Origin of the sequence: Oceanithermus desulfurans, assembly GCF_014201675.1 — a bacterium.
Classification (GTDB): domain Bacteria; phylum Deinococcota; class Deinococci; order Deinococcales; family Marinithermaceae; genus Oceanithermus; species Oceanithermus desulfurans.
The window spans coordinates 345,347-361,496 of sequence record NZ_JACHEZ010000001.1; the positions used below are offsets into that span (position 1 = coordinate 345,347).

At 69.3% G+C, this 16,150-nt stretch carries 16 protein-coding genes, 3 tRNA genes and 1 other RNA gene; 12 read left to right on the forward strand and 8 right to left on the reverse strand.

The features are described from left to right. Positions 1 to 204 precede the first annotated feature (204 nt). Positions 205 to 565, reverse strand: an RNA gene (gene rnpB, locus HNQ05_RS01870) — RNase P RNA component class A. A gap of 57 nt (positions 566 to 622) precedes the next feature. Here rnpB and HNQ05_RS01875 point away from each other — a divergent pair. Next, a complete protein-coding gene (locus HNQ05_RS01875; protein WP_147148357.1) occupies positions 623 to 1,126 on the forward strand; it encodes an AbrB family transcriptional regulator in 504 nt (167 codons plus the stop codon). Here the strand turns inward: HNQ05_RS01875 and HNQ05_RS01880 are convergent. The 4 genes from HNQ05_RS01880 to HNQ05_RS01895 form a co-directional block, all read right to left on the reverse strand. Further along, complete coding sequence (locus tag HNQ05_RS01880; protein ID WP_147148360.1) at positions 1,110 to 1,676, reverse strand: NUDIX hydrolase; 567 nt, start codon at positions 1,674 to 1,676, stop codon at positions 1,110 to 1,112. The two genes, HNQ05_RS01875 and HNQ05_RS01880, sit on opposite strands and share 17 nt — an antisense overlap. A 70-nt stretch (positions 1,677 to 1,746) precedes the next feature. After that, a complete protein-coding gene (gene mscL, locus HNQ05_RS01885; protein ID WP_147148362.1) occupies positions 1,747 to 2,175 on the reverse strand; it encodes a large-conductance mechanosensitive channel protein MscL in 429 nt (142 codons plus the stop codon). A gap of 156 nt (positions 2,176 to 2,331) precedes the next feature. After that, positions 2,332 to 3,609: an NADP-dependent isocitrate dehydrogenase gene (gene icd / locus HNQ05_RS01890; protein ID WP_147148364.1), complete on the reverse strand. Its 1,278-nt coding sequence runs from the start codon at positions 3,607 to 3,609 to the stop codon at positions 2,332 to 2,334. 32 nt (positions 3,610 to 3,641) lie between these two features. Next, the gene (locus HNQ05_RS01895) at positions 3,642 to 4,220 is read right to left on the reverse strand and encodes a CPBP family intramembrane glutamic endopeptidase (protein ID WP_246104130.1); all 579 of its coding nucleotides are present in this window, start codon (positions 4,218 to 4,220) and stop codon (positions 3,642 to 3,644) included. 403 nt (positions 4,221 to 4,623) lie between these two features. Here HNQ05_RS01895 and HNQ05_RS01900 point away from each other — a divergent pair. The 6 genes from HNQ05_RS01900 (at position 4,624) to lon (ending at position 10,324) form a co-directional block, all read left to right on the forward strand. Beyond that, a tRNA-His gene (locus HNQ05_RS01900) sits at positions 4,624 to 4,700 on the forward strand. A gap of 58 nt (positions 4,701 to 4,758) precedes the next feature. Then, a tRNA-Leu gene (locus HNQ05_RS01905) sits at positions 4,759 to 4,843 on the forward strand. 38 nt (positions 4,844 to 4,881) lie between these two features. Continuing rightward, the gene (tig, locus tag HNQ05_RS01910) at positions 4,882 to 6,102 is read left to right on the forward strand and encodes a trigger factor (protein WP_147148366.1); all 1,221 of its coding nucleotides are present in this window, start codon (positions 4,882 to 4,884) and stop codon (positions 6,100 to 6,102) included. 70 nt (positions 6,103 to 6,172) lie between these two features. Beyond that, positions 6,173 to 6,757: an ATP-dependent Clp endopeptidase proteolytic subunit ClpP gene (gene clpP, locus HNQ05_RS01915; protein ID WP_147148368.1), complete on the forward strand. Its 585-nt coding sequence runs from the start codon at positions 6,173 to 6,175 to the stop codon at positions 6,755 to 6,757. Continuing rightward, entirely contained in the window at positions 6,744 to 7,940 is a 1,197-nt protein-coding gene (clpX, locus tag HNQ05_RS01920; protein ID WP_147148371.1) for an ATP-dependent Clp protease ATP-binding subunit ClpX, read from the forward strand. Before clpP ends, clpX begins: the two co-directional genes overlap by 14 nt. Before the next feature lie 5 nt (positions 7,941 to 7,945). Then, a complete protein-coding gene (lon, locus tag HNQ05_RS01925) occupies positions 7,946 to 10,324 on the forward strand; it encodes an endopeptidase La (RefSeq protein WP_147148373.1) in 2,379 nt (792 codons plus the stop codon). Here lon and HNQ05_RS01930 read toward each other — a convergent pair. Continuing rightward, positions 10,221 to 11,072 (reverse strand): hypothetical protein, encoded by an 852-nt coding sequence (locus HNQ05_RS01930; RefSeq protein WP_147148375.1) that lies wholly within the window; start codon positions 11,070 to 11,072, stop codon positions 10,221 to 10,223. The genes lon and HNQ05_RS01930 overlap by 104 nt on opposite strands. Before the next feature lie 110 nt (positions 11,073 to 11,182). On the opposite strand from HNQ05_RS01930, the gene HNQ05_RS01935 reads away from it, so the two are divergent. From HNQ05_RS01935 to hslO, 5 genes are all read left to right on the forward strand, one after another. After that, a tRNA-Pro gene (locus tag HNQ05_RS01935) sits at positions 11,183 to 11,259 on the forward strand. Positions 11,260 to 11,316: 57 nt separating this feature from the next. After that, positions 11,317 to 12,900, forward strand: coding sequence for a Na/Pi cotransporter family protein (locus HNQ05_RS01940; RefSeq protein WP_147148377.1), 1,584 nt, complete (start codon positions 11,317 to 11,319; stop codon positions 12,898 to 12,900). Then, positions 12,887 to 13,411, forward strand: coding sequence for an RsmD family RNA methyltransferase (locus HNQ05_RS01945; protein WP_147148379.1), 525 nt, complete (start codon positions 12,887 to 12,889; stop codon positions 13,409 to 13,411). Before HNQ05_RS01940 ends, HNQ05_RS01945 begins: the two co-directional genes overlap by 14 nt. Continuing rightward, the gene (gene coaD / locus HNQ05_RS01950; protein ID WP_147148381.1) at positions 13,411 to 13,905 is read left to right on the forward strand and encodes a pantetheine-phosphate adenylyltransferase; all 495 of its coding nucleotides are present in this window, start codon (positions 13,411 to 13,413) and stop codon (positions 13,903 to 13,905) included. The genes HNQ05_RS01945 and coaD overlap by 1 nt, the downstream gene beginning before the upstream one ends. Next, positions 13,906 to 14,931 carry an Hsp33 family molecular chaperone HslO gene (gene hslO, locus HNQ05_RS01955; RefSeq protein WP_147148383.1) on the forward strand — a complete coding sequence of 342 codons (1,026 nt, stop codon included), beginning with the start codon at positions 13,906 to 13,908 and terminating at the stop codon, positions 14,929 to 14,931. It abuts the gene before it with no gap. On the opposite strand, the gene mqnP is transcribed toward hslO, so the two are convergent. Together mqnP and panD are read right to left on the reverse strand one after the other, a co-directional pair. Next, positions 14,921 to 15,772 carry a menaquinone biosynthesis prenyltransferase MqnP gene (gene mqnP, locus HNQ05_RS01960; protein WP_147148389.1) on the reverse strand — a complete coding sequence of 284 codons (852 nt, stop codon included), beginning with the start codon at positions 15,770 to 15,772 and terminating at the stop codon, positions 14,921 to 14,923. The two genes, hslO and mqnP, sit on opposite strands and share 11 nt — an antisense overlap. A 6-nt stretch (positions 15,773 to 15,778) precedes the next feature. Beyond that, a complete protein-coding gene (panD, locus tag HNQ05_RS01965; RefSeq protein WP_147148391.1) occupies positions 15,779 to 16,129 on the reverse strand; it encodes an aspartate 1-decarboxylase in 351 nt (116 codons plus the stop codon). Positions 16,130 to 16,150 lie beyond the last annotated feature (21 nt).

Genomic DNA, 16,150 nt, shown 5'->3' on the forward strand with positions numbered 1-16,150 from the left:
GCTAGGCTACTGAGGCCTAGTTTACCACGGAGTACCCCTAAAATGCCACGATTTACCACAAATCACCACGAATACCCACTTGTGCACAGCACGGGATGGCGGCAGCGCCGTCCCCCACGGAAAAATCACGGTTCCCGGGGGTTTGTCCACAGGCTTGTCCACAGGCCGTCCACAGCGTCCACAGAAAACCCCCGGCGGAGCCGGGGGGCGGGAAGGGATGTAAGCCGGGTTCTGTCGTGCACGGTCATCTATCTGGGACCGGCGTCGCCGCCGGCCTCGAGCGGCCAACCCGCAGGTGCTGACGGGCCGGGCGAGCCCTTCCTGCCTAACTGGCCTTGCACCGGGTGGGGTTTACCGAGCCGCCCCGGTCTCCCGGGGCGCTGGTGGGCTCTTACCCCACCGTTTCACCCTTGCCTCCATGACCTCCACGAGGGGAGCGGATCGGCGGTCTGCTTTCTGTGGCACTTTCCGTCGCCTTGCGGCGCCCAGGCGTTACCTGGCACCCTGCCCTCCGGTGCCCGGACTTTCCTCACCCCCGAAGGGGCGCGACCGTGCTCCCTTCCCGCTCCTCATTTTAGCGTTTTTTCCGGGTCGCGTCACCCGCGGGCGTAGGCTAAAGGGTATGAACGGATTGATTGCTGCGGCCGTTTGGGGCGGTCTGGGCGGCTGGCTGGCCTGGAGGGTGCACCTGCCCGGCGGGGCGGTGGTGGGGGCGATGCTGGCGACGGCGCTGTTCAACTTCACCCAGCCGGTGCGGGCCGTCATGCCCGTCGGGCTCGAGGTGCTCGTTCAGATCGCGGTGGGCGTGATGATCGGGCTGAGCGCCGACCGCTCGCTGCTGCCGATGCTGCGGACGGTGCTGCCGCTCGCGCTGATGGGAGCCCTGGGCTTTCTGGTCTTCGGGTTTTCGCTGGCCGCCCTGGCGGTCCGGATGGGATGGCTGGACGCCGCGACCGCGCTCTTCGGCTTCACCCCCGGCGGGATCAGCGTGATGAGCCTGGTGGCCGCCGAGGAGGGAGGCCAGGGCGCGGTCGTGGCCACCATGCACTTCGTGCGGGTGGTCACGATCCTGCTCGCCGCGCCGCTGATCGTGCGCCTGTGGCTTCACCTCAGGGCCGGGGGTTGAGCAGGCCGCGCGCGGTGAGCCAGGGCCGCGCGTAGAACAGCGTCAGTGCGGTCGAGGCGTCCTCGATGCCGCCGCCGTCGAGCAGTTCGTAGACCTCGCAGAGGGGAAGCTCCAGGGGCTCGATGAGCTCGCCCCCCTCCAGCTCGGGGTCGGCGACCACGCGCGCGTCCAGCGCCAGGAAGGGGTGGAAGACGGCCGCGTTGAACGAGGGCTGGGGGTAGAAGGCCGGGAAGCGCACGAGCTCGCCGACCTCGGCGCCGAGTTCTTCCTTCAGTTCGCGGCGGACCGCCGCTTCCAGCGACTCGTCCGGGTCCACCTTGCCCGCGGGCACCTCGACCAGGCGCCTGCGCGTGGGGTGGCGGTACTGACGGATGAGCAGCGCGGTGCCGCGGGGGGTCAGCGGCAGCGCGAAGACGACCCGGATGGGCCGCGGCTGGTAGTAGTAGTCGAGCAGCGCTCCGGTGTGGGTGCGCAGCCGCTCGTGCACGATCCGCACCGGGTCTTCGGACAGCGTGCGGGTCTCCAGGATCTCCCAAGGTGTCTCGTCCATGACCGCCCCCGTACCCCCAGTCTACGAAAAGCGCGGGCGGCCGCAGCCGCCCGCCGCCAAAGCCGCGCGGTTACTTTTGCGCGAGCAGGTCGCGGATCTCGCTGAGCAGCTTTTCCTCCGCCGAGGGCTCTGGCGGGGCCGGCGGGGCCTCCTCTTCCTTTTTCTTCATTCGGTTCACGGCCTTGACAACCAGGAAGATGGCGAAGGCGATGATCAGAAAGCCCACCACCTCGTTGACGAAGAGGCCCCAGGGCCAGACCACCGCGCCGGCCTCCTTGGCCGCGTCCACGGTGGCGTAGGGGCCGGGGGTGCCGCCGGCCTTGAGCACCACGAAGAGGTTGCTGAAGTCGGTGCCGCCCAGCAGGAGGCCGATCGGGGGCATGAGGACGTTGCTGACGAACGACTTGACCACCGCGCCGAAAGCGGCGCCGATGACGATGCCGATGGCCATGTCGAGCACGTTTCCGCGCATCACGAAATCTTTGAACTCCTTGATCACGGTTCCACCTCCGTACGCGCGTCCGCGCCCGCCTGGGGGCGCCGTATGCGAGAAATGCGACGCGTACCGTAACAGGATAAACGATACGCGTAAAACTGAAGTAAAAGCCGAAGAAAAAAGGCCCCACGGTCGGGGCCTTTCTTCGAGCGCGCCGGCTTACATGTGTTCGATCAGGGCCTGGCCGAACTCGCTGCACTTGAGCAGTTTGGCCTCGCGCCCTTCGGCGACCATGAGACGGTGGAAGTCGTAGGTGACGAGCCCCGCCTTGATGGTCTCGGACATGGCCTTGATGATCAGGTCCGCGGCCTCGTCCCAGCCCAGGTAGCGCAGCATCATCTCGCCCGAGAGGATGACCGAGCTGGGGTTGACCTTGTCCTGGCCCGCGTACTTGGGCGCGGTGCCGTGGGTGGCCTCGAAGATGGCCTTGCCGGTCTGGTAGTTGATGTTGGCGCCGGGGGCGATGCCGATGCCGCCCACCTCGGCCGCCAGGGCGTCGGAGAGGTAGTCGCCGTTGAGGTTGAGCGTGGCGATCACCGAGTACTCGGCGGGACGGGTGAGGATCTGCTGCAGCATGGCGTCGGCGATCACGTCCTTGATGACGATCTCGCGACCGGTGCGGGGGTTCTTCATCACGTGCCAGGGCCCGCCGTCGAGCGGCTGGGCGCCGAACTTTTCCCGCGCCACCTCGTAGCCCCAGTCGCGGAAGGCGCCCTCGGTGAACTTCATGATGTTGCCCTTGTGCACCAGGGTGACGCTGGGCAGATCCTGCTCGATGGCGTAGTTGATGGCCGCCTCGACGAGCCGCTTGGTGCCCTCGGCGCTCACCGGCTTGAGGCCCAGCCCCGCGGTGTCGGGGAAGCGGATCTTTCCGTAGGCTTCGGGGAACTCGGTCCTAAGCCACTCGAGGATCTTCTTGACGTCGTCGGAGCCCGCGGGCCACTCGATGCCGGCGTAGATGTCCTCGGTGTTCTCGCGGTAGATGATCATGTTGACCAGCTCGGGGTGCTTGACCGGGCTGGGTACGCCCTCGAAGTAGCGCACCGGGCGCACGCAGGCGTAGAGGTCGAGCTTCTGCCGCAGGGCCACGTTGATCGAGCGGATGCCGCCCCCGACCGGGGTGGTCAGGGGGCCCTTGATGGCCACCAGGTATTCGTCGATGGCGTCGAGGGTCTCCTGGGGCAGCCAGATGGGTTCGCCGTAGACCTCGTTGGCCTTTTCCCCGGCGAAGACCTCCATCCAGGCGATCTTTCGCTGGCCGCCGTAGGCCTTTTCGACCGCGGCGTCGAGCACCGGTTGCGAGGCGTTCCAGATGTCCGGACCGGTGCCGTCGCCCTCGATGAAGGCGATGATCGGCTGGTCGGGCACCTGGAGCTTGCCGTTCTTGATGGTGATCTTCTCGCCCCACTCCGGGACCTTGATGTGTTGATAAGCCATGCCATAACCTCCGCCTTTCAGGATAGCAAGCGCTAGCGGGACGCTGGGCCCGGTTCCTCGGCGATCTCGGCGAACCCCTTGGCGTTGTAGAGGAAGTGGGCCAGGATGCCCGGCACCAGGCTGCCGCTCAGCAGGTAGAGCCCCCCGAAGATCAACCCCGCCGCGAAGGCCCAGACGGCGTAGAGCCGCCCCGCGCGTCCCGGAGCGGGGTGGCCCAGCGCGAAGACGAGGGCCTGCAGCACCAGCGCGGCCGGGATCCCCAGCCCCCGGGCGAGCGCGTTCAGCAGCGCCCCGCGAAAGAAGAGCTCCTCGCCCAGGGCGCTGGCGAAGGCCAGCAGCATGGCGGCGTTGTGGCCCACCCCGGCCTCGCGGAGCACCCGCCCGAGGCTGCGCATCAAGCGGTCGAGCTCGCGGTAGGCGGCGGGGGCCACCCGTTCGGTGAGGCGTTCCAGCAGCAAGAGCGCCCCGTAGCCGGCGAGGAAGTAGAGGGTGTCGTGCCAGGGGCGGGGGCTGGGGAAGAAGACGTAGCCCGCCAGGCGCATCCACAGCGCCCCGATCAGCGCGAGCGCGAGCTCGAGCGTGAGAAGGAAGGTCAGGGGCGAGGCGTTCACCGCGCCGCATTCTACGGTGATTTCGCTCGGGCAGGCCCTGGGGTCGGTGGGGGCTGCGCCCAGTACTCCACCCGGCCGTCCCCGGGGGAGGGAGCCGGACGCCAAGGCGGCGCAGCCGGCGGCCCCGTCCCTTCGGGAAAGCCAAGGCCTCTTGCCTTCTTTGCTCGTGGGTGGCCAGGCGCGGTTCGCGAGCATCGGGAGCGGCACGGCCGCTAAGTCGCGGCGATTCGCACCACGACCCACGGCGTCGGGCCGGCGGTGCACCGCGCCCCCGCGCGCCCGGCCCGGGCGCTGCCCCGCCGCCCGGCGGTGGCCTTCCCGGCCGCGGCCCGGCGCCCGAGGCCTTGCCGGCCGTGGTTGACGCTTATCTCTATACCCTCTAGAATGACGTTTGCTGAGCGTGGTGAGCGTAGCTCAGCTGGTTAGAGCACCGGTCTGTGGAACCGGGGGTCGTGGGTTCAAGTCCCATCGCTCACCCCATAAGAAATACCACCCCAGACGGGGTGGTATTCTCTAGGCGGGCGGCCCAACCGCCCACGCGAGGATGGCGGAATTGGTAGACGCGCCAGACTTAGGATCTGGTGGCTTCGGCCGTGGGGGTTCAAGTCCCCCTCCTCGCACCAGAGGGTTGGGCCGCCGCAGCTTGAAGCGAGGAGCGTATATGGCCGAGATACTGGAACAATCGGGCGCGAGCGCCAAGGTGCGCGTTGAAGTGCCCGCCGAACAGGTGGAGAAGACCACCCGCGAACTGCTGAACGCCTACCGCCGGCGGCTGAAGGTGCCCGGTTTCCGTCCGGGCAGAGCGCCGGACAAGGTGATCCTGGCCCGTGTGGGTGAGGAGGCGTTCTGGGACGAGGTGCGGGAGCGCCTGATCGAGGCCAGCTACCCCGAGGCGGTGCGCGAGCTGGGCCTCGCGGCCATCGCCGCGCGTCTGGTCGAGGGCAGGGAGGCGCCGCCGGCGGGCGCGCCCTACGCCTACACCGTGGAGGTGGAACTCTACCCCGAGGTGGAACTGCCCGACTGGAAGAGCTTCGAGCTCGGGGTCGAGAAGCCCGAGGTCACCGACGCGATGGTGGACGAGGCCCTCGAGGACCTGCGTCGCCGTTACGCCGAGGTGCAGACCGTAGAGCGCGAGGTGCAGGAGGGGGACCACGTCGTCGTCGAGGTGGACGACGGCTCGCGCTTCCCCATCGAGCTGGACCGCGCCGAGCCCCACGTGCGCGAGGCGCTTTTGGGGAAGAAGGCGGGCGACCGCTTCGAGATCCCCGTGATGAGCGAAGAGGGCGAGGTGGTGCGCCAGGTGCCCACCCGGCTGATCGAGGTCAAAGAGGTCAGGCTGCCCGAGCTTGACGAGGAGTTCGCCAAGACGCTCGAGGCCGAGAACCTGGACGACCTGCGGGCCAAGGTGCGGCAAAGCCTCGAGGCCGCGGCCGAGCGCGACTACCTGGAGGCGCGCAAGCAGGCCCTGCTGGAAAAGCTGGCCGAGGCCCTGGAGGTTGAGATTCCCTCCTCGATGATCCGCGACGAGGAACGGGCGGTGCTGCGCGACATCGAGGAAGACCTCCAGCGCCAGGGGATTCCGCTGGCGGACTACCTGAAGGGGCTCGAGCGCGAGGGCAAGCTCGAGGAGTTCCAGGCCGACCTGCGCCGGCAGGCCGAGATGCGGGTGCGCCGCGGCCTGGCGCTCGAGAAGCTCTCGGAGGACCTGGGCACCCAGGTGACCGACGAGGAGTGGGAGGCCTACCTCAAGAGCTACGCCGAGCGTTACGGCCTGAAGGTGCCCGAGTTCAAACAGGCCGTCGGCGAGGAGGCGCTCGAGAACCTGAAGCTGCGCCTACTGCGCGACAAGGCGCTGACCGAAGCGGCCACCCAGCTGGCCTAGCGCAACGTACGGGTGCGAGCGGGCCCGCGGGCCCGCTCTTCTCATCATCCGGGGTAGAATGGAGGCGGTTATGATCGTACCGTACGTCATCGAACAAACCGCGCGCGGCGAGCGCGTGTACGACATCTACTCGCGGCTGCTCAAGGACCGCATCATCTTCCTGGGCACGCCGATCGACAGCCAGGTGGCCAACACCATCGTGGCGCAGATGCTCTTTCTCGAGGCCCAGAACCCCAACCAGGAGATCAAACTCTACATCAACTCGCCGGGCGGCGACGTCTACGCCGGCCTGGCCATCTACGACACCATGCAGTACGTCAAGAGCCCGGTGGCCACGATCGTCGTGGGCATGGCCGCCAGCATGGGGGCCTTCCTGCTGGCCGCGGGCGAGGCGGGCCAGCGATACGCGCTGCCCCACGCCCGGGTGATGATCCACCAGCCTTGGGGCGGCGCCCAGGGGCAGGCCACGGACATCGCCATCCAGGCCGAGCAGATCCTCAAGTCCAAGAAGCTGCTCAACGAACTGCTGGCCAAGCACACCGGCCAGCCGGTGGAAAAGGTGGAGGCCGACAGCGACCGCGACTTCTGGATGACCGCGGACGAGGCCCAGGGCTACGGCCTCGTCGACCGGGTGATTGCGCGTGAAGACACCTGATCCCGCCTGCTCGTTCTGCGGCAAGACCGCCCGCGAAGGCGCCCGCTTGTTCGAGGCGCCCGTGGCCGACGTCTACATCTGCAGCGACTGCATCGAGCTGGCGCACGAGATGATCGCCGCCCAGCGCCCCGTCGCCGCGCCCGGCCTGGACGAGCTGCCGCGTCCGGCCGAGATCAAGGCCTTCCTTGACGACTACGTGATCGGCCAGGAGGAGGCCAAGAAGGTGCTGGCGGTGGCCGTCTACAACCACTACAAGCGGCTCGCGCACCCCGAGGCCGAGCTGGGCAAGTCGAACGTGCTGCTCATCGGCCCCACGGGTACGGGGAAGACGCTGCTCGCGGAAACCCTGGCGCGGCAGCTCAAGGTCCCCTTCGCGATCGCCGACGCCACCACCCTTACCGAGGCCGGCTACGTGGGCGACGACGTCGAGAACGTGCTCGTGCGCCTGCTGCAGGCCGCCGACTACAACGTCGAGGCCGCCGAGCGGGGCATCATCTACATCGACGAGATCGACAAGATCGCCCGCAAGTCCGAGGGCCCCTCGATCACCCGCGACGTCTCCGGCGAGGGGGTGCAGCAGGCGCTGCTCAAGATCATCGAGGGCACGGTGGCCAACGTGCCGCCGCAGGGCGGCCGCAAGCACCCGCACCAGGAGACGATCGCCCTCAACACCCGCCACATCCTCTTCATCCTCGGCGGCGCCTTCGACGGCCTCGAAGCCATCGTCAAGGCGCGCACGGACCAGACCCCGATCGGCTTCCGCACCCAGGCCCCCGAGGCCGGCACGCTGGAGGTCATCCCCGAGGACCTGGTCAAGTACGGCCTCATCCCCGAGTTCGTGGGTCGGGTGCCGGTAATCGTGCAGCTCCACGAGCTTTCCGAAGACGACCTGGTGCGCATCCTCACCGAGCCCAAGAACGCGCTGGTGCGCCAGTACCGCACCCTCTTCGAGTTGGAGGGCGTGAGCCTGGAGATCACCGAGGCGGCGCTGCGTGAGGTGGCCCGCAGGGCGCTCGAGCGCGGCACCGGGGCCCGCGGCCTGCGTTCGGTGATCGAGCGGGCGATGGTCGACCTGATGTACGAGGTGCCCGCGAGCGGCGTGCGCGAACTGCGCTTCGACGCGGCCCATCTGGACCAACCCCTGGAGGCGCTCACCGAGGCGCGGCTGCGCCAAGCGAGCTGAACACCATGGAAAACCGTACCCTGGAACTTCCCGTCATTCCGCTCAGGAACACCGTGATCCTGCCCCACGCGACCTCGCCGGTCGACGTGGGCCGCCCCCGCTCCAAGGCGGCCGTCGAGCGCGCGAGCGAGGGCGACCGCCACGTCTTCCTGGTCACTCAGAAGGCGCCCGAGGTGGACGAGCCCGCCCCCGAGGACCTCTACGACACCGGGGTGCTCGCCGCGGTGAAGCAGGTGATGCGCCTGCCCGACGGCACCCTGCAGGTCGTCGTGGAAACCAAGGCGCGGGCCCACCTGCTCGCCTACCGCGAGGAACGCGGCTACGTGGCCGCCGCCGGCGAGCTGGTGGAGGACCCGCCCAGCTACGACGAGGCGCTGGTGCGGGTGCTGATGCGCGAACTCAAGGAGGCCTTCGAGCGCTACGTCGAGGCCCACAAGGGGCTGCGCCTGGACCGCTACAAGGTGGAGGCGGTGCTCGGCATGGTCGACCCGGTGCGGCTGCCCGACGTGGCCGCCGGTTACGCCACCTGGAACGTCGAGGACAAGATGACCGTCCTCGAGACCGTGGGCGTCGAAAACCGGCTCAAGAAGGTGCTCGAGCTGCTGCTGCGCGATCTCGAGCGCTTCGCCCTCGACTCCAAGATCGCCGCCCGCGTCAAGGAGCAGATGGACGCCAACCAGCGCGAGTACTACCTGCGCGAGCAGATGAAGGCCATCCAGAAGGAGCTCGGCGGCGAGGACGCCGCGGGGGAGATGCTCGAGCTGCGCGAGCGCATCGAGGCCAGCGGCATGCCCGACGAGGTCAAGGAGAAGGCGCTGAAGGAGCTGGCCCGGCTCGAGCGCATGCAGCCCGGCAGCCCCGAGGCCACCGTGGCCCGCACCTACCTGGACTGGCTGCTCGACGTGCCCTGGACCGAGGCCTCGGGCGACGCCATCGACATCCGGCGCACCCGCGAGATCCTCGACGAGGACCACTACGGCCTCGACGAGGTCAAGGAGCGCATCCTCGAGTTCCTGGCCGTGCGCCAGCTGGCCGAGGAGGGCGACAGCTACAAAGGGCCGATCCTCTGCCTGGTTGGGCCTCCCGGCGTGGGAAAAACGTCACTAGGCCGCTCCGTGGCCCGCAGCATGAACCGCAAGTTCGTGCGCATCAGCCTGGGCGGGGTGCGCGACGAGGCCGAGATCCGCGGTCACCGCCGCACCTACATCGGGGCGCTGCCGGGCAAGATCATCCAGGCGATGAAGACCGCCGGCGTGGTCAACCCCGTCTTCCTCCTCGACGAGATCGACAAGATGGCCTCCGACTGGCGCGGCGACCCCGCCAGCGCCATGCTCGAGGTGCTCGACCCCGAGCAGAACAAGACCTTCACCGACCACTACCTGGACGTGCCCTACGACCTCAGCCGGGTTTTCTTCATCACCACCGCCAACAGCCTCTCCACGATTCCCGGCCCCTTGCGCGATCGCATGGAGATCATTGAGATCCCCGGTTACACCGCGCTGGAAAAGGAGCGGATTGCCCGCGGCTTCCTCTGGCCGCGCCAGCTCGAGGCCGGGCGCATGCAGGACCGGCTTGACGTGGAGGACGCCGCCGTCCGCCGTGTCATCCACGAGTACACCCGTGAGGCGGGGGTGCGCGAGCTGGAGCGCCAGCTCGCCAAGCTGGTTCGCCGCGCGGCCAAGCGCTACATCGAGCAGCCCTGGGAGGGCGAGCGCACGATCACCGAGGCCGACCTGCCCGACTACCTGGGCGTGCCCAAGTACCGCCCCGACAAGCGCGAGGACGCGCCCCAGGTGGGCGCGGCCCAGGGGCTGGCCTGGACGCCCGTGGGCGGCGCACTGCTCACCGTCGAGGCTCTGGCCGTTCCCGGCAAGGGGAACCTCAAGCTGACGGGCAACCTGGGCGATGTCATGAAGGAGTCGGCACAGGCGGCGCTCAGTTACCTGCGCGCCACCGCGGGTCGTTGGGGCCTGCCGGAGGGCTTCCACACCCAGTGGGACCTGCACGTGCACGTGCCCGAAGGGGCCACGCCCAAGGACGGCCCTTCGGCGGGGATCACCATCGCCGTGGCCATCGCCTCGGCCCTTACCGGCCGCCCCGCGCGCATGGACTGGGCCATGACCGGCGAGGTCACCCTGCGCGGCAAGGTGCTGGCCATCGGCGGGCTCAAGGAAAAGCTGCTGGCCGCGCACCAGTCGGGCATCCGCCAGGTGATCCTGCCCGCCGAGAACGAACCGCAGCTGGCCGAGGTGCCCGACGAGGTGCTGCGCGACCTGGAGGTCAAACTGGTGGAGCAGGTGGAAGAGGTGCTCGAGACCGTGCTGCTGCCGGCCCCCGAGCCCACCCCGCCGGCCGACAAGCCTTCCCTGCGCCCGGAGGCCTAGGGGCAGGGAAAACCGACCGGCCGCCTGACCCGGCGGCCGGTCCCTCGTAGGGGGCGACCCGGAACTCGCCGGGCCAGTCTTTGCGCGGGCGCTGCAGCACGCTGCATTCGTGGTGCACTTGACGCGGCTGCAAAGCCAGCAGGAAGAGCACGTGGCTCGTGGAAAACGCCAGCGGGCAGGCTTCGGGCAACCGCTCCTCGAGGTCGCCGAGAAGGCGCTGGGTGAACGCGTACCGGTCTTCCCTGGGGAAGTGCTGATAGACCAGGAGGGAGTTGTTCTGGTCCCAAAGCCGCCGCAGCTCGTGCCAGAAAACGTACTTCTCCGAGGCGCGGTTGCCGTAACTCACAGACCTCGATTCGATGCCGACGTCGGGGTCGAGGAAGACGAGGTCCGCGTCTTTCGCGCCGCTCGCGAGCCGGGCGAACCAGCGGTCGCGCTCGTCCGCCTGCCGGGGCACCCGTTCACGAAAGTAGCGGGCGGGCGAGAGGAGCCCGCTTTGTTCCAGCACCGCGACGTCGCGCCGGCCTTCTTCGTTTACGGCTTTCCGTAGGGTTTCGAAGAGCTCGGGGTCGAAGCGCGACCAGCGGTCGGGTTCTTCCAGATAGTCGACGCGCCCGCCGTCCGAGCTGCCGTCGTCCTCGGTCAGCATCCAGGCGACGAACAGGCTCATCTTGCTGGCGGAGAGCGCGCTACTCAGCAATCCGTACTTGCGGTAGTCGTTGATGTCGCCGAAGTACTGGTTCTTCATGTAACCAGCCTAGCCCAACCCGCCGGGCGCCGGCGCCGAATCCGGACGGCCGCACCGGTGCGGCCGCCTTGACAGGGGGTTTTCGGGCCCGTAGACTGAATTTTGCGCGTCGGGGAGTAGCGCAGTCCGGCAGCGCACCTCGTTCGGGACGAGGGGGTCGGAGGTTCAAATCCTCTCTCCCCGACCAAGCGAAGGAGGGGGCTCTTCGGAGCCCCCGAACCTTTGGAGTAGGCTAGGGTACGTGATGCTCACGCTTCTGGGCGGCCTTGCCCTCTTTCTCATCGGTCTGAGCCAGGCCAGCCGGGCGCTCGAGGCCCTGGGCGGCAGCACGCTGCGGGCCTGGCTCAGCCGCGCGACCCGCGGCGTGGCGCGGGCCTTCTTCGTCGGCACCCTGGTGACGGCCGTGGTCCAGAGCGGCACCGCCATGACCGTGACCGTGATCAGCCTGGTCGAGGCCGGCGTGCTGGCCGCGGCCGAGGGGCTGGCCATGAGCATGGGCGCGATCGCCGGGGGTACGGTGGCCCTGCAGCTCGCGGCCTTTCGCGTCTACGACTACGCGCTGCCCATCATCGCCGTGGGCTACTTCGCCTCGCTTTGGAAGCCGCTCCGCCACGGCGGGCGGGCGCTGGCGGGGATCGGCCTCTTCTTCCTGGGGCTCGACGTCATGATCAAGGCGCTCACCCCCGAGACCCAGGGCCCGCTGATGCAGCTCGCCCTCGACGCCGTGGCCGCGAACCCGCTGTGGATGGCGGGGCTGGCGCTCGTCTTCACCGCGCTGGTGCACTCGTCCAACGCCGCGGCGGCCATGGCCATGGCCTTCTACGTCGCCGGCCGCATCCCGCTGGAGGCCGGGCTTGCGGCGGTGGTGGGGGCGGCGGTGGGCACGACCTTCACCCCCCTGCTCGCGGCCATGGGGGCAGGGGCCGAGGCACGGCGGGTGGCGCTCGGCCACCTGATCTGGAAAGCGGCCTTCGGGTTGGTGGCGCTCCTGCTGCTCGAGCCCCTGAGCGGCGCGGTGGCCGCGCTGGGGGGGAGCGCGGCGCGCCAAGTGGCCAACGCCCACACCCTCTTCAACCTGATCGCGGGGCTGGTGGCGTTGCCGTTCATCCCCGCCCTGGTGCGCCTGCTCGAAAGGATGCTGCCGGAGCGGCGCGGCGCGGTGACGCCCAAGTACCTGAGCGAAGAGGCGCTCGGCACCCCCGAGCTGGCCCTCAGCCTGGCGCTGCGCGAGGTGGTGCGCATCTCGGACCACGTGCAGGGAATGATGGCCACCGCGGTGCGTGCCCTGGCCCAGGGCGAAGGCGACCTCGCGAGCGTGCAGGAGCGCGAGGAAAAGGTGGACCGCCTTACCCAGGCGGTGGTGATGTACCTCGCGCGGCTGAAGAGCCAGGGCGGGGGCGAGGCGGTGGAAAAGCTGCTGCTGCTTGCGGGTGAGCTCGAGCACCTGGCCGACCAGATCCGCCGCCTGCTCAAGCAGCAGGACAAGCTGCGCAGCCAAGGCCTGGAGTTCAGCCCCGAAGGCCGAGCCGAGCTCTCGGAGGCCGCCAGCCGCGTCTACGGCCGCATGCAGCGGGCCTTTACGGCGCTGGCGACGGGCAACCACGTGCTGGCGCGCGAGGTCGTGGGCGAGCACGCCGAAACCGAGGCCTACCTGCAGAAGCTGCGCCAGGCGCACCTGAGCCGGCTCGAGGCCGGACGCCCCGAGAGCCGCGCCACCAGCGCCGCCCACCTGGACATGCTGATGACCCTCGACGTGATCGACGCTGAGGTCACGCGGGTGGCGGAACTCGCGGACGCGGTATACGGTAGTAGGGATGGCGAGGCTTAGGATTCTGGGCGGCAAGGCCCGCGGGCGCACGCTCGCGGTGCCCGACTCGGCCCGCCCCAGCCCGGTACGGCTGCGGAAAGCGCTCTTCGACTACCTGCGCGGCCGCCGGCCGCGGCGCGGGCGCTTCGTCGACCTCTACGCCGGGAGCGGCGCGGTGGGGCTCGAGGCCGCGAGCGAGGGGTACGAGGCGGTCCTCGTGGAAAGCGACCCCAGGGCCGTGAAAACCCTGCGGGAAAATGCGCACAAGCTGGGGCTCCCGGTCCGCGTCGTACCCGAGAGCGCCGAGCGTTTCCTCGAGCGCAGCGCCCGCGCGGGGGAGCGCTTCGACGTCGTCTTCCTGGACCCGCCCTACGACCAGGACCTTGCCGCCGCGCTCGCGCGGGTGCTCGAATCGGGGATCGCCCGTCCCGGGGGCTTCGTGATCCTGCAGCACCCCAGCGACCTGGTGCTGCCCCTGGGGGAGCGCCGCGTCTACGGCTCGAGCGCCCTGACCATCGTGGAGGTAACCTGATGCACGTCGTCTATCCCGGCAGCTTCGACCCCTTCACCAACGGCCACCTCGATGTGGTGCGCCGCGCCAGCCGCCTCTTCGACAAGGTGACCGTCGCGGTGCTGCACAACCCCAACAAGTTGAGCAGCTTCATGTTCTCGGTGGGCGAACGGATGCAGATCATCCGCGCCTCCGTCGCCGATATGGAAAACGTCGAGGTCGACGCCTTCGACGGCCTGCTCGCCGACTACATGCGCGCCCGGGGGGCCCGGATCATCGTCAAGGGCCTGCGGGCCGTCTCCGACTACGAGTACGAGCTGCAGATGGCCCACCTCAACCGCCAGCTCAACCCCGAGGTGGAGACGCTCTTCATCCTGGCGGCGACCCGCTGGTCGTTCATCTCCAGCTCGATGATCAAAGAGATCGCCCGCCACGGCGGCGACGTGAGCCGCTTTGTGCCCGAGGCTACGCTGAGGGCCCTGAACGCCCACTTGCGCCGCCACGAGGAGGGGTAGATGGGGCGGTTAGTGCGCGGGCTGGCCGCAGAAGGCCGGCTGCGGGTGCTCGCGGCCGAGACCACCGACGTGGTGGAGGAGGCCCGCCGCCGCCACAGCACCTCGCCCACGGCCACCGCGGCTTTGGGGCGGGCGCTCACCGGCGCGGCGCTCCTGGCCTTCCTGCTCAGCAAGAGCCCGCGCGAGCGGGTGACCCTGATCCTGGACGGCGACGGCCCCCTGGGCGGGGTCGTGGCCGAGGCAGGGGTGGACGGCGCGGTGCGCGGCTACGTCAAGAACCCCGCGGCCGAGGCCGAGCTGCGTGCGGACGGCAAGCTGAACGTGGGGGCGCTGGTGGGTGCGGGCGAGCTGCGGGTGATCCGGGTGCTGGCCGCGGGCGAGCAGTTCGATTCGTCGGTGCCGCTCGTCTCCGGCGAGGTCGCCGAGGACCTGGCGCACTATCTGTGGCAGAGCGAACAGATCCCGTCGGCGGTGCTCCTGGGGGTGCGGGTCGCGCCGGGCGGCCAGGTCGAGGCCGCCGGTGGGCTCGTGATCCAGGTGCTGCCCGACGCCGAAGAGGAGACCCTCGCCCGGCTCGAGCAAAACCTTGCCGGGATTCGCGGCTTCACCGACCTGCTGGTGGAACACGGGCTCGAGGGCGCGGCGGAGCGGGTGCTCGAGGGGATGGGGCTCGAGTGGACCGACCTGCGCTCCCTCGGGTACGCCGAAGACGCCGTTCCCCTGCGTTTCGCCTGCCGCTGCAGCCGCGAAAAGGCGCTCGACGCGCTGGCCTACTTCAGCCCCGAAGAGCGCGAGGCCATGATCCGCGAGGACGGCGGGGCCGAGGTGATCTGCCACTGGTGCGGCGAGGTCTACCGCTTTTCCCCCGAGGAGCTGCGGGCCCTGGGCGCCGAGGAGGTGCGCTGCCCCGACTGCGGCGAACTCTGGTATAAGAAGCGCGCCGACGGGGTGGAGATCGTCTACCCGGAGGCGGCCTGCCGCTGCGGCCGCCCCGTCGCCACCGAACCCGAGCCGCCTAGCGCGTGAGCGCGTCGATCAGGGTAAAGGCGAACATCCCCAGCGAGATCACCACGTTAGCCTCGAAGAAGGCCTGGTTCACGCGGCTCAGGTCGTCGGGGCGCACCAGCCGGTGCTCGTAGACGAGCACCGCGCCCACGAGCAGCACCCCCGTGAAGTACCAGGGCCCCGCTCCCGCGAGCGTTCCGGTGAGACCGAAGAGCAGCCAGGCGGCGGCGTGCAGCGTGCGGGTCCAGACGAGGGCCGCGGGCACGCCGAAGCGCGCCGGCAGGGCGTGCACGCCGTGTTTACGGTCGAACTCGACGTCCTGGGTGGCGTAGAGGATGTCGAAGCCGGCGATCCACAGGGCCACCGCCGCCCACAGCGCATAGGCGCCGGGTTCGAAGTGTCCGGTCTGGGCGATCCAGCCCCCGGCGGCCGCCGCGCCGATCGTAACGCCGAGCCAGAAGTGGCAGGTCCAGGTAAAGCGCTTGGTGTAGGAGTAGCCGGTCAGGAAGAGCACGGCAACGGGCAAGAGCCGCGCGGTAAGGGGGTTGAGGTTGTAGGCCGACCAGGCGAGCAGCGCGAAGCCCCCCAGGGCGAGGGTCAGGGTTTCGCCGGGGCGGACCAGCCCGCGGGGGAGGTGGCGGTCGGCGGTGCGGGGGTTCAGGGCGTCGATCTTCCAGTCGATGAGGCGGTTGAGCGCCATGGCGGCGGTGCGCGCCCCGACCATCGCCACCGTCACCCAGAGCCAGACGCCCGCGTCGAAGCGGCCGGAGGCGGCCAGCAGCACCCCCACGTAGGCGAAGGGCAGCGCAAAGAGCGTGTGCTCGAAGCGGATCAGGTCGAGGTAGAGGCGGATGCGGGCCACCACGCCCTACCCCTTGCGCACCTCGCGGACGCGGTTCTTCTCGTCCACCAGCACCACGGTGGGGTGGTAGTCCGCGAGTTCGTGCTCCTCGTACTCCCCGTAGGCGATGACGATGATCAGGTCGCCCGGGTGGATCAGATGGGCGGCGGCGCCGTTCATCTGGATCTCGCCCGAGCCGCGTTCGCCGGGAAGGGTGTAGGTGGTCAGCCGGTGGCCGTTGGTGATGTCGAGGACGTCGACCCTTTCGTACACTTTGATGCCCGCGGCGTCGAGCAGGTCCTGGTCGATGGTGATCGAGCCCTCGTAATCCAGGTCCGCCCGGGTGACCGTGGCCCGGTGGATCTTGGCGTGGAACATCGTCCTTCTCACGGCTCACCA